The organism is Pontibacter sp. HSC-14F20 (assembly GCF_019599265.1).
Classification (GTDB): domain Bacteria; phylum Bacteroidota; class Bacteroidia; order Cytophagales; family Hymenobacteraceae; genus Pontibacter.
Window position 1 is genome coordinate 71,519 of the sequence record NZ_JAHZTC010000001.1, and the last position, 12,503, is coordinate 84,021.

The 12,503-nt window shown below is 49.8% G+C and carries 12 protein-coding genes; 7 read left to right on the top strand and 5 right to left on the bottom strand.

Annotation, left to right across the window (positions count from 1 at the left end; genetic code table 11):
• Window positions 1-412: 412 nt before the first annotated feature.
• On the bottom strand, window positions 413-1,747 hold the full coding sequence (locus K3G39_RS00345; RefSeq protein ID WP_220624180.1) for a glycosyltransferase family 4 protein: 1,335 nt from the start codon (window positions 1,745-1,747) through the stop codon (window positions 413-415).
• Window positions 1,748-1,997: 250 nt separating this feature from the next.
• On the opposite strand from K3G39_RS00345, the gene ffh reads away from it, so the two are divergent.
• Complete coding sequence (gene ffh, locus K3G39_RS00350; protein WP_220624181.1) at window positions 1,998-3,338, top strand: signal recognition particle protein; 1,341 nt, start codon at window positions 1,998-2,000, stop codon at window positions 3,336-3,338.
• Between the two features lie 137 nt (window positions 3,339-3,475).
• On the opposite strand, the gene K3G39_RS00355 is transcribed toward ffh, so the two are convergent.
• Window positions 3,476-3,952 carry a nucleoside deaminase gene (locus K3G39_RS00355; RefSeq protein ID WP_220624592.1) on the bottom strand — a complete coding sequence of 159 codons (477 nt, stop codon included), beginning with the start codon at window positions 3,950-3,952 and terminating at the stop codon, window positions 3,476-3,478.
• Between the two features lie 456 nt (window positions 3,953-4,408).
• On the opposite strand from K3G39_RS00355, the gene K3G39_RS00360 reads away from it, so the two are divergent.
• Together K3G39_RS00360 and K3G39_RS00365 are read left to right on the top strand one after the other, a co-directional pair.
• The gene (locus tag K3G39_RS00360) at window positions 4,409-5,029 is read left to right on the top strand and encodes a hypothetical protein (protein ID WP_370627160.1); all 621 of its coding nucleotides are present in this window, start codon (window positions 4,409-4,411) and stop codon (window positions 5,027-5,029) included.
• A gap of 24 nt (window positions 5,030-5,053) precedes the next feature.
• On the top strand, window positions 5,054-5,947 hold the full coding sequence (locus K3G39_RS00365) for a PhzF family phenazine biosynthesis protein (RefSeq protein WP_220624183.1): 894 nt from the start codon (window positions 5,054-5,056) through the stop codon (window positions 5,945-5,947).
• 6 nt (window positions 5,948-5,953) lie between these two features.
• Here K3G39_RS00365 and K3G39_RS00370 read toward each other — a convergent pair whose 3' ends face one another.
• Window positions 5,954-6,517: a DinB family protein gene (locus K3G39_RS00370; protein ID WP_255593675.1), complete on the bottom strand. Its 564-nt coding sequence runs from the start codon at window positions 6,515-6,517 to the stop codon at window positions 5,954-5,956.
• Between the two features lie 207 nt (window positions 6,518-6,724).
• Here K3G39_RS00370 and K3G39_RS00375 point away from each other — a divergent pair, with 207 nt between their 5' ends.
• The 4 genes from K3G39_RS00375 (at window position 6,725) to K3G39_RS00390 (ending at window position 9,478) form a co-directional block, all read left to right on the top strand.
• Complete coding sequence (locus K3G39_RS00375; RefSeq protein WP_220624184.1) at window positions 6,725-7,444, top strand: methyltransferase domain-containing protein; 720 nt, start codon at window positions 6,725-6,727, stop codon at window positions 7,442-7,444.
• 78 nt (window positions 7,445-7,522) lie between these two features.
• The gene (locus K3G39_RS00380) at window positions 7,523-8,473 is read left to right on the top strand and encodes a YihY/virulence factor BrkB family protein (protein WP_220624185.1); all 951 of its coding nucleotides are present in this window, start codon (window positions 7,523-7,525) and stop codon (window positions 8,471-8,473) included.
• A 188-nt stretch (window positions 8,474-8,661) separates the two neighbouring features.
• On the top strand, window positions 8,662-8,982 hold the full coding sequence (locus K3G39_RS00385; protein ID WP_220624186.1) for a hypothetical protein: 321 nt from the start codon (window positions 8,662-8,664) through the stop codon (window positions 8,980-8,982).
• Window positions 8,983-8,986: 4 nt separating this feature from the next.
• Complete coding sequence (locus K3G39_RS00390) at window positions 8,987-9,478, top strand: DUF2231 domain-containing protein (RefSeq protein WP_220624187.1); 492 nt, start codon at window positions 8,987-8,989, stop codon at window positions 9,476-9,478.
• 63 nt (window positions 9,479-9,541) lie between these two features.
• Here K3G39_RS00390 and K3G39_RS00395 read toward each other — a convergent pair whose 3' ends face one another.
• Both K3G39_RS00395 and K3G39_RS00400 read right to left on the bottom strand, forming a co-directional pair.
• Complete coding sequence (locus K3G39_RS00395; protein WP_220624188.1) at window positions 9,542-10,525, bottom strand: pyruvate dehydrogenase complex E1 component subunit beta; 984 nt, start codon at window positions 10,523-10,525, stop codon at window positions 9,542-9,544.
• A 73-nt stretch (window positions 10,526-10,598) separates the two neighbouring features.
• Window positions 10,599-12,386, bottom strand: a complete 1,788-nt coding sequence (locus tag K3G39_RS00400) for a tetratricopeptide repeat protein (RefSeq protein ID WP_220624189.1) — start codon at window positions 12,384-12,386, stop codon at window positions 10,599-10,601.
• Window positions 12,387-12,503 lie beyond the last annotated feature (117 nt).

Here is a 12,503-nt window from a genome sequence, read left to right on the forward strand (position 1 = left end):
GAAGGTATAAAGGATTATTATTTTAATCTTAGTGATGGTAGGTATAGCAGGTTAAGGGGGGAGAAACAACATAAACCCTCTACTGGGTATAAAACCAAACAAACTGATCCGTAGAAATCATATCGCTTTTAGATTGTCCAGAATTGATGGAACCAGCTTTAATATATTTTAGGAAATGCCGGGGGAAGTGGGCCTGAGTAAGGCTCAACGAAAATTCTATCCTATATGCTGATCAGAAAAGTTTAGATTACCGATGTTTTATGTGGTGTGCCTCTATGTGAATGAAAAGCACCGTGGCCACTGTTGGGCAGCAAAACTGCTGCAGCTAGGTCTTACATAAACCTAACTTCTGAATTTACAGAGATTTTACCTGAGCAGAGATCTGGAGAATTTTGACTAATCCAATGACTCGCTATACCTTAGCCTTCATAACCAATCGTTTCACTACCTTGGCCAGCTTCTCTGTTAGTTCGCGCCTTGAAAACTGAGCGTGATTGAGGTAGGGCAGGTCAAGGTTCGGGTTGATGGACCAGGCTTTGCTCATCAGCATCAAGTGGTCGAGCATGAGCTCGTGGGCCGTGTAATGGAAGAGGCGTCCGGCGCCGCACTCATCAATAATCCGGTCGGTGTCGGAGTGCACGGGACCGAGGCAAATAATTGGTTTGTTCGAAGCCAGGTACTCAAACAACTTGCCCGGCACATTAGAATACACAGCGGGAACATCGGCTATGGCCATGAGCAGCATCGTGCTTTCCATCAGGTACTTGATGGCCTCGGTGTGCGGTACATGCGCCACAAATTCTGTTATACCTTCCAGTCCGGCTTTCTTGATGCGCTGTTTCACTCCCTCCGATACTTTGCCCACAAAGCGCAGTTTATACCTGATTTCGCTGTTCACCGATCGCAGTTGTGAGATCACTTTCAGAAACACATCGATGTTATAATTCTCGGTGATCGTGCCGGTATACGTGATCAGAAACTCGTCCTGAGGTGGAGTCGAAGGGTAGATGAAATCATCCTCGTCATACCCGTTCGGGATCACATGAATTTTATCCGGATTGATCTTGGCTGGTTTGTTGAGGAAAAGGCGCTTGGTATCTTCGCTTGTCACAATAACAGCATCGGCCCGCTCCAGCACCTGCAGTTCATAATTCCGGTCGATGCGTTTGGCAATCGGGGTGTGATAGAGCTGATCGTAATAATGTATGTTCGTCCAGGGGTCGCGGAGGTCTGCGATCCAGGGCAGCTTATACCTTTCTTTTAGTTTCAGGCCGATCAGTTGCGTAGAGTGAGGCGGACTGGTCGTCAGGATCACCTGAAGCTGACCATGCTTCAGCAGTTCGCCAGCCTTTTTGAGGGCATGTTTGTTCCAGCCCACGCGGGCATCAGGTATAAACAGGTTGCCGCGCACAAACTTGAACACTTTGTCCAGGAAGCCGGTTTTGGCCTCTTCGTTGGCAAAACCACTGTAGGGTATTTCTTTTTTGCCGGAGAGTTTTTTGTAATACTCAAAGGGCTCGGAGGTGGCGGTGCGGTATACGGCGGTTCCTTCGGGCACTTCGCTCGCAAAGGTATGGTCGAGCACCGGGTAAGAAGCCTGTTTCTCGTCAACGGTGAGCACACTGGGCCGCACACCTGACTGGGGCAGGTATTTGCAGAACTTCAATCCACGCTGCACGCCCGGCCCGCCGGATGGAGGCCAGTAGTAGGAGATGTATAGTAAATTGATCTGGTCTGTTTTTTCCAAAGCGATCAGCAAAATAACTTCTTCCCCAAAGATAGAAAACAGTTATCAGTTAACAGTAATCAATAAGCGGCTAACGCCTTATTTTTAGCAGCTGCATAGCAACGGCAAATGATACCTTTTACTGAAAATCGGAAAATTGTTTACAATACCCTGCATAAATGTTCACGGATAACTCTTTACTGATCATTGTAAATTGTAGCAACTATTCCTGATATTCCTTAGTTTTGTAGGTAAATCCAGAATTAGAGAGATGTTTGATAATTTAAGTAACAAACTAGACCGCGCCTTTAAAACCCTAAAAGGCCAGGGAAGCATCACCGAGATCAACGTAGCTGCCACCATCAAAGAGGTACGCCGTGCCCTGGTGGACGCCGACGTAAACTATAAAGTAGCCAAAACGGTAACTGACAAGATCAAGGACGAGGCCATGGGCCGTGACGTACTGATCGCCGTTTCGCCGGGTCAGTTGATGGTAAAGATCGTGTACGAGGAGTTGACCGAGCTGATGGGTGGCGAGAAGCAGGATATCAACCTCAAAGGCGAGCCTGCCATCATCCTGATTGCGGGTCTGCAGGGTTCTGGTAAAACCACTTTTACGGGCAAACTGGCCAACTACCTCAAAAAACAAGGCCGTGGTGTAATGGTGGCTGCCTGCGACGTGTACCGTCCGGCTGCGATCAACCAGCTGCAGGTGTTGGCCGAGCAGGTAGGAGTAGAGGCTTATACCGAACTGGAAAACAAGAATCCGGTGCAGATTGCCCTCAATGCCGTTGCGCATGCTAAAAAGACAAACAAGAAAGTAGTCATCATCGATACCGCTGGTCGTTTGGCCGTGGACGAGGCGATGATGAAAGAAATAGCCGAGATCAAGGCGGCCGTGAAACCAACTGAAACCCTGTTTGTGGTAGACTCCATGACTGGTCAGGATGCGGTGAACACAGCCAAAACCTTCAACGAGCGCATCAACTTCGATGGCGTTGTGCTAACCAAGCTCGACGGTGACTCCCGAGGTGGTGCCGCTCTTTCGATTCGTTCCGTAGTAGAGAAGCCGATCAAATTCATCTCCACAGGTGAGAAAATGGAAGCGCTTGACCTGTTCTATCCGGATCGTATGGCCCAGCGTATCCTCGGCATGGGTGACGTGATCTCCCTGGTAGAGCGTGCGCAGCAGGCTTTTGATGAGGACGAGGCGAAGCGTATCAACAAGAAAATCCGCAAAAACCAGTTCAACTTCGATGACTTCCTGACACAGCTCGAGCAGATCAAGAAAATGGGTGACATCAAAGACCTGGTAGGTATGATCCCGGGTGTTGGCAAAGCCTTGAAAGATGTGGAGATTGACGAAGGGGCCTTCAAGCCGATCGAAGCGATCATCAAATCGATGACGCCTCAGGAGCGCGAGAACCCGGATATGATCAGTGGCAGCCGCCGTGCCCGTATTGCAAAAGGCTCCGGCACGGACATCACGCAGGTGAACAACCTGATGAAGCAGTTCAACGACATGCGTAAAATGATGCGCTCCATGAACAAGATGGCGGGTACCAAAGGCGGTATGGCCAACCTTGCCAAAATGATGGGCGGACGTCGCTAAGCGATCTCAAAGTATAAGCAAAAAGGCTGAGCAGGTATACGCTCAGCCTTTTTCATTTCAGATAACTCTATACGTTGTTGACAATTCTGCTTTCCTGATGCTATACCTGACAGAGGGGAGAACCAGCAGGTATAACACTAGTACACTTGCTTATCTTCTTTCCGGGCCCATTTCGCAAAAGCTTCCTGCGCCTCGTCCCGTAGTATTTGTTCCATCGGTATGGAGCGTTCAGGTGCATCTTTTTCGATTTCATTGTAAATAAACTGGTCGTCGAAACCAGCATCAGCAGCATCGTCTTTGGAGTTGGCATAGTATACTTTGCGCGGTCGGGCCCAATAGATAGCTCCCAGGCACATGGGGCATGGTTCGCAGCTGGTATAGAGTTCGCAGTCGGTCAGTTGGAAAGTGCCCAGTGCCTGACAGGCTTTGCGGATGGCGTCTACCTCGGCATGGGCAGTGGGGTCGTTGGTGGCCAGCACGTTGTTATACCCGCGGGCAATGATCTCTCCATCACGCACAACAACCGCTCCGAAGGGGCCACCAAATCCAGCCTCCATTTTTTCTACGGAAAGTTTGATCGCTTCCCGCATATAGTTTTTCTGGTCTTCTGTCATAGAATTAGCTTCACTTTGCTGCATACGGTCTACTGGCAGCACCCGGTTTAGGATGGAAGAAAATAACCAGCAGGTAGGCGGTGGGAAGTAAGTAGAATTGTTATCTGAAAGCTTATCCGAAATTCTATCAGATAAGTATATATACTATATAAAGCAATAGCTTACACTACACTTGTGCCTTTTAACGCATACTCGTAGTGCAAGCTATTCAAGCTGTTGCCGTACTCTAAAAACAGAGCAGGCGATGATTTACAATTATTAAGTATCTGACTATAGAAGTATATTTTTTATTATTTGACTTTTAACAACCTTTCAGAATTAAATACGAACCATTCATCGTATTGTTTTTGATAACACTAAATACGTAGGTATATTTTGTGTATTGAAACGCTGATAAACGGAATAACTTGATATCAAATGATGAACAGTTATATGATTTCAGATTGTCGAATGCGCTTGTCACGATTTGTTCAAGTCGCATGGCCTTGCCTGAGGTGGGGCACTTTTATACTCTTTGTTTCTCTGTTGCTGAGTGCCTGCACAGCCACACGCGAACAGGAAATCGAAGGGGATGTGAACGAGTTCCGCTCTTGGGTAAATGCCCAGACCAACAAACTCGAGGAACGAACGGAAGAGGACTGGCAAAGAACAAAAGAAGATTTTAAGCAGCGCACCGAAGAACTCGATCGCAAACAGGAGCGCTTCTCTGACAAACTGCGGGCTGACTATCAGCAGATCAAAGCAGATTTCGAGGCGCGTGAAAAGGAGCGGGACAACCTGGCTAGCAACGAGGCTGAGTTAACTAAATGGGAACGCAATTTGCTGGGACAATACGCAAACGGCACCGCATTAAGTGCCGCTAATGTTGAGCAGGCCTATCAGAACTTTATGAGCAATGTGCGGGCAAGACATAAAAACTGGGACCAGCAGGGCTGGGAAATGGCATCTGCCGTGCTGGAAGAACTGAACCAGCGAAAAGAGGCCTTTGATGAACTGCCCGACGAGACCGAAGTCCGTATAAAGACCCTACAGATGGAGTTTGCCGCGCTAAAAGAAAGCGAGGAACCTAACCCGTAATTTCCTATTAACAGCATACACCCTATGGCCAACCTTGAAACCTTAACCCCTGAGCTATACCTTGTCAAAGCCTTTACAGAGCAAGCAAACGGTGGAAACACTGCCGGCGTCGTACTTTTTGCTGACAGGCTCTCACACGAGCGACGCCAGAAAATAGCCGCCATGCTGGGCCTTTCTGAGACGGCTTTTGTGTCAAATTCTGAAGTCGGCGATGTGAAAGTCGAATTTTATACTCCTTTGAAGCAGATTCCACATTGCGGTCATGCGACGGTAGCAGCTTTTAGTCTGCTGTGGCAGAAAGGATTGCTCCTGAACGGAAGTGCAGTGAAAGAATCAATAGATGGTCCGCGCCAGATCAGTTTTGAAGAAGGCAAGGTATACCAGGCGCAACTGCCACCGCAGTACACGCCTATTGAGGCGGCAGGCATTAATCCGTACCAGATCATCGCAGCACTGGGACTTCCCGAAGGGTTCACCTTTCCGTCAGAGCCGCTCATTGCCAGCACAGGGGTACCTTTTTTATTAGTCCCTATACCTGACGAGAGCATGCTGCATCATCTGCAGCCTGATCAGGAACTGGTGCGCGCCATTTCAGAAAAAGCAGGCCTGGTGGGTTTCTACGCTTTTACGACAGCTACGGCGCTGGCCGATGCAAGTGCCCGTATGTTTGCCCCAAGCTACGGTATACCTGAGGAGTCAGCCACAGGTATGGCCGCGGGGCCGCTTGCCTGCTACCTGCACGACCACCTGCAACAACACAAATTAGATTTTCTGATACACCAGGGCTATCTCATGCACCATCCGTCCCCAAGTCAGATTGAAGTGCTGCTGCAACCGGACGGAGAAGGGCACATCATGGGCCTGCGTGCCGGAGGCCGCGGACTGGTAATCAGGAAGATGGAGTTAGGTGATTTTTAGGTTTGGCTACTGGAGCCACTGCTGGCGCAGGCGGCTGATCTGCCGGGCATGGTGACTGAAGTGGTCCTGTAAAAAATCAAGCGTCTGGCCGATCGTAAGCATACCTGCGTATGGATGCCGGAAAACGCACTTATCTAACTGTTGCTGGGGGAGTTCGGTCAGAGTGTCTTCCAGTTGATAGCGGGCTGCGTCCCACTGTATCCGCAGTGAGTTTAAGCTGGCATATGCCGGCACTTTGGCAACTGCATCCGGAGCTTTGAACTTCATGCCCGAATGCAGCGCAACACGAAGCAGCAGCGACCGGAAAGTATGTGCCAACGAGGCCGACTCCAGTTTATCTTCCTGCAACTTGCGCTGTATGTAACTATTAGTCAGCTGCTCTACCTGAATCAGGTGGGCCACAATCTGGTTGATGGACCACTTGCCAGTAGGTGTGGCCCTGTTAAGAAGTTCTTCGTCCAGGCCCTCCAATTCTCCGACCAGTCGGTTCCGCGACTCTTCCAGTTTCAGGTATCGGCTTTCAAGTAAGGGGTTCATCAATTGAAGGTGGCTAAATACGGTTGTGCTCATAGGTAAACGTAGGTATAGGTCGATTATTGATTGCCAATCTACATAAATTTCTGATTAATGCAACGGTAGGTGTAGTTTTTTTATACCTAAACAGCTGATAATAAGCTAGGTGGTTCAATATGGAGTAAAATATATAATTGGATAAGTTCAAATTTTGTGCAAGCAATACAGATAATCCTTTTCTTTGCAGTAAAATAAACAGACAGCATGAAGTATACCGATGACCCCGTAGGGGCTGCTATACAGGATTTTATGGCCGGCAACCATAAGGCACGTATTGTGGTGGAAAGCAACCTGACAGAAGACGACGAAATAGTAGTGGCTTACCTGTTCCGGACGCCAGAAGAAATGCCGGAACTGGAGCTGCTGGCGCTGGAGCAGTGTCGGGGACGTGTGCTGGATGTTGGTGCCGGTGCCGGTTGCCATAGCCTTGCCTTGCAGGCACTCGGAGTGGATGTCACAGCCCTTGATATTTCACTGGGAGCGGTGCAGGCCATGAGGCAGCAAGGTATAAGGCAGGTGCTGCAGCATAATATTTTTGACCTGAGCGGCCAGCGTTTCGATACGCTGCTGTTGCTCATGAACGGCATAGGTATAGCCGGAACCCTGGAGGGGCTGGATCACTTTCTGGAGCATGCCAAAACACTGCTCAACCCGGGCGGCCAAATCCTACTCGAATCCTCGGATATTCTGTATATGTTTCAGGAAGAGGACGGCTCCGTCCTGCTCGACCTGAATGCCGGCTATTACGGTGAGGTGGTATACAACATGCGCTACAAAGAACACCAGACAGGAGAATTTAAATGGATTTTTATCGACCCGGCCATACTCGAGGATTACGCTACATCACATGGCTATACCCTTGAGCAGCTTTACGAAGGGGAGTATGGCAACTACCTGGCCCGACTGATTTTGCCTCAGCACTAAGCTCAATTTGCGGAGGTGGCTATACCTTTAGCAGCCGCTTTGCCGTATGCCTGTAGGTATGGCAAAAAGGCAAACCTCATGCAAAAAAGGCTTACTACAACCTGGCAACTCACTAAACAGACCCTCCAGAAGTTCATCGATGACAACCCGCTCGACTATGCGGCCATCATAGGGTTCTACACTATTTTCTCCTTGCCTGCCGTGCTCATCATTACCATCCGGATTGCGGGTGCTGCTTTCGGGCAGGAGGCCGTGCGGGGCGAGGTAGTAAAACAGGTAGGTGGTATTGTAGGGCGCAACAGTGCCGCGCAGGTCCAAAGCATCATCGAAAATGCGAGTCAATCAGAGTCCAGCACTATCGGCACGGTGGTAGGGGTGCTGGTGATGGCATTCAGTGCTACGACCGTATTTGTGGCGCTGCAGGATTCGCTTAATGCCATGTGGAAGGTAAAAGCCAAGGCGGAGAAAGGTTTCATGAAACTGGTAATCGGCCGCCTGCTATCGCTTGCTCTGGTGGTGAGTTTCGGCTTCCTGTTGCTGGTTTCGCTGTCAGTAGATGTGGTGCTCGGGCTCGTATATGATTACCTGCGGCAGGAACTCTCGGGAGTAGCCGTATACCTGGTCACGATTGGCAACATGCTCGTTTCTATTGCTATTGCCTCTGTTATCTTCGCTGCTATTTTTAAAGTGCTGCCCGATGCCCGCATCCGGTGGGCCAACGTATGGGTAGGCGCCGTAGTCACCGCTTTTTTATTTACCCTCGGCAAGTTCGTTCTCAATATTTATTTTCAGCACGACCCGCTGGCCGATACCTACGGCGCCGCCGGTTCGCTGGTGCTCATTCTGGTATGGGTGTATTATACCTCCATCATTTTTCTGCTGGGAGCGGAGTTCACGCAGGTATACTCCGATGTACATGATCATGGCATAGAGCCCACTGATACAGCCGTGAAGGTAGAGAAACAGGAAGTAGAGCAAGACCAAGACACAGGCAAAGTTGAAGTAAAGCGCAAACCAGGCTTGAACTGATTCGCTATACCTGTCCATCAACTATACTAAGGTATACATTGCATTTTTATAACAATTCTATTTTTAGAATTAATGAAATTCAGCAGGGCGGTTATGCAGTTTAGGAAAATAGCGTATAAAATGTGTAGCGCTGCCATACGTAAGCATTCTGATCAGAACAGCAATCAACAAACTAAATCCTATACCTTATGAAAAATTTGAAATCCTGGCTGGCCATGTTGGCCATGCTTACCTTGTTTTTGTATGGTTGCGACAGTGGCAGTACCGATGTGGTAGAGTCCGGCACGTACCAGGGAAATGTAAAAAAAGCGGTTCCTGAGAAAACCGAGATTTATGTGGAAACTGATGACAACAAGACACTGGAGCTCTATTTTACAGAGTCTACAACGCTAACCCGAAATGGTGAAACTGTTGCTTTTGACCAACTGCAGGAAGGAAGCAGAGTAGAAGTGCAGCTAGAGAAAGTGGGCCAGCGCCTGGACCCTGTAGCCGTGCGCATACTGGATTAAACCCATGGAAGAACTGCTGAGCTGGCGCACCGAGGCCTGGCATCCGCTTACGGTGCATTTTCCGGTAGCGCTGCTGCTCTTCGGTACGCTAGCCAAACTGCTTGCCTTGCTGCTACGGCCCGAACAGGCTGCCTTCTGGCACCGCATGGGCGCCTACCTGCTCTACGCGGGTACTGCAGGCGCCTGGCTTAGCATCTACACGGGCGACCTGGCCGATGGCATTGTGTCGCGGAAATTGTGCGACCCAACTGTGCTAAAGGCCCATGAATTGGCCAGTTACAACGTGGCTTATCTGTTTACGGGCGCCATGGTGCTTGACCTGAGTAGCATTCTGAGTTGGGCAAAGCGCTATGGCAGGTTGCTGACTGTTGTAGTGGTATTGCTCATGCTGGCTGGAAGCGGATTTCTGGCCTATACCGGTCACCTCGGCGCCAAGCTGGTATACGAGCAGGCAGGCGGTGTGCAGGTGCCACCTGCTGACTGTGCCGGATTTTAAATCAAAACGGCCCCTGATTCTCGGAGAACCAGGGGCCGTCTTTTTATAGGTATACTGTAGCGCTTACGCTTTCTGATACATCACTTGCTTTACTGCTTTGATTGTGCGCTCCACGTTAGGAAGAGAAGCTTCAATCAGGGTAGGGGCATAAGGAAGCGGCACGTCGCGGCACGTGACACGTTTTACTGGTGCATCCATGTAGTCAAATGCGTTGCTCTGGATGTGGTAAGCCAGCTCAGAAGAGATAGAGGCAAGTGGCCATGCTTCTTCCACTACCACCATGCGGTTGGTTTTCTTTACAGATTCAATCAGGGTTTTGTAGTCGATTGGGCGCACGGTGCGCAGGTCGATCACTTCCGCGTTGATGCCGTCTTTGGTCAGTTCTTCAGCAGCAGCCAGGGCTACTTTCATCATCTTGCCAAACGATACGATGGTTACATCTGTTCCTTCGCGTTTGATGTCAGCCACACCGATCGGGATCAGGTATTCTTCTTCAGGCACCTCGCCTTTGTCGCCGTACATCTGCTCCGACTCCATGAAAATAACCGGATCGTTGTCGCGGATAGCGGACTTCATCAGACCTTTGGCATCGTATGGGTTAGAAGGTACAACAACTTTGAGGCCTGGCGTGTTGGCATACCAGTTTTCGAAGTTCTGCGAGTGCTGAGACGACAGCATGCCTGCGCTACCAGTTGGTCCGCGGAACACCATCGGGCAAGAGTACTGTCCGCCTGACATCGACATCATTTTGGCGGCAGCGTTGATCACCTGGTCAATGGCCACCAGTGAGAAGTTGAAGGTCATGAACTCAATGATTGGGCGCAGGCCGTTCATGGAGGCACCCACCCCGATACCGGCAAAGCCAAGTTCGGCAATAGGAGTATCAATCACGCGCTCCGGACCAAATTCGTCCAGCATGCCCTGGCTCACTTTGTAGGCGCCATTGTATTCGGCTACTTCCTCGCCCATCAGGAACACGCTCTTGTCGCGGCGCATTTCTTCCGACATGGCTTCACGAAGGGCTTCTCTAAACTGTATACTTCGCATAGTAATGTTAAAATCTCGGTTCAGCTGGTAAAATTAAGATAAGTCTTTCAATTTGCAATGTATAAGCAGGAACTTATCGTATCATCGCTTCCCGAAAGGCCTGTTTTCCGTGATAAGCTTCAAATTCCGGGTCGTCGAAAGCACGCTCCATGTAGCTCCGGTCGCGCTGTATAGCACGGCGCAGGTGGATACGTATCATGCCCTCGTTTTGCATGCGCGCTCCTAAAACAGCCAGCAAGTAGTGGGCCAGTGGATCTTCCTCCTTCAGTTCCAGCGCCTTCTCGTAGTACTGACGGGCACCTTCGTAGTTTTCCTTGAGCAGGTAGCTCAGACCCAGGTTCATGTTCGTCTGGTAATCGTCACCTGAGTAAGTGAGGCTGCGGATGGCATCGTCGTACAAGCCCATTTCCATTTCCAAAGCAGCTTTGTCCGCGAAAATGCGATGCAGGAGTTCCTGTTCTCCCCCCAGTTTGATGGCATAGTCATAGATCTGTAGTGCTTTATCACGATTGCCACGCAGGTGGTAGGCACTGGCCAGGGCATAATTAACCTCGGCAGTCGGGTTACGGAAACCAGCAAAATTCAGGTTGTGGATTGCTTTATCGAGTAGCGCTTCTTTTGCTTTGGTGCGGTACTCTTTGCGGGCCATTTCGGTATACACCACGCCCAGGTTGTAGTAAGCGGGCCATTTATCGGTGGTCTTTACAGCGGCCTCATACAATTTGCGGCGCTCGGCCAGCAGGGGAGTGAGGGTAGCGGCGTACTGTAGTTCCTCGGCTGTAAGCACTTGGGCACTGATGCTGTCGTCGGCAATGCGGCGTGCCAGCAGGTATAGCTCGTAGTCCGATTTGCGGGCACGGTTGTAGTCTACCTCCACACGGGCAAAGCGCATGGTTGGGTATACATAGCGGCTAATGTAGTCGAAGGCGGCGCTTTGCTGCAGGGCATCTGCCTTCTGTTTATCAGCACCCGTACCTTGTAAAATCGCGAGAACCTCTTGCTTCTGCGCTTTAGGCAAGGCTGATTTATTCACGCGCTCCACCAGCGATGACCAATCAGTTGACTCCACCTCGGTGCTGATATCCACCATTTTTCCTGCGTAGTCCAGGGCTTTTACTTTTGTGCGGTAGTAATTGGCCAGGGCACTGGCGCGTTTCTGAGCCAAGTCGGTACCTTTCTCGTTGGGCGCCTGACTGCCGATTACTTTGATGGTTTGCTGCTTCACGGTATCCATAGCATACTGGTCCAACAAGGGCAGGTTTTCGCCTAGGTAGCTTTTGGTCGTAAAGGTGTTTTCGTCGAAGTAAAACAAAATCGTGCCCGGTCCATCGGCATATTCTTTATAATTATCCGGTACGTAGGTGTAGTCGTTGTTGCGCACCATCAGCAGGGCGGTGGTGTTCAGTCCGGTAGCTACCTGTTCTTCGGAGGTATAGGCCACCCGGTCGCGCTTGCGCTTCTCGATTACGGTGCCTTGTACGAGCAACTTTCCTTTGTTTTTGTGCGGGGCGTAAGGGAAGGAGAACTCCTGGGTGATGGTCGGGCGACGGTTATCGTACAGGTAATTGCCAATGTCAAAGTTGAGTGCGCCTAAATGTTCGCGTTGCTGACCGTCGGCTTCGTATACCACGTCTATTTTGTAGCGATAGTCCTCATTGTTTTTGAGCATCTTCTCCGGCAGTGTGGCCTTTATCTCAAATACTACCTCTTCGCCATTGGCTACCAAGGGGTTAGGGATCACTTCAATTTGCTGTTTTTCAGCCTGCTTTGCCATGCGTTGCAGGGTGCAGCCTGTGTTGGCCGAGAGCATCACCACAGCAAGTGGTAGGAACAAAGCGGCTTTTTTTTTGTTGTGTTTCATATCAGATTTGGGTAACCAACGTAAGATATAGCTGGTACATGCGTTGTTTAGCTGCCGTACCATGATTTTTGTCGATAATTTTTGACGAAAATCTATTAATTTCCTACTTTTAAATTT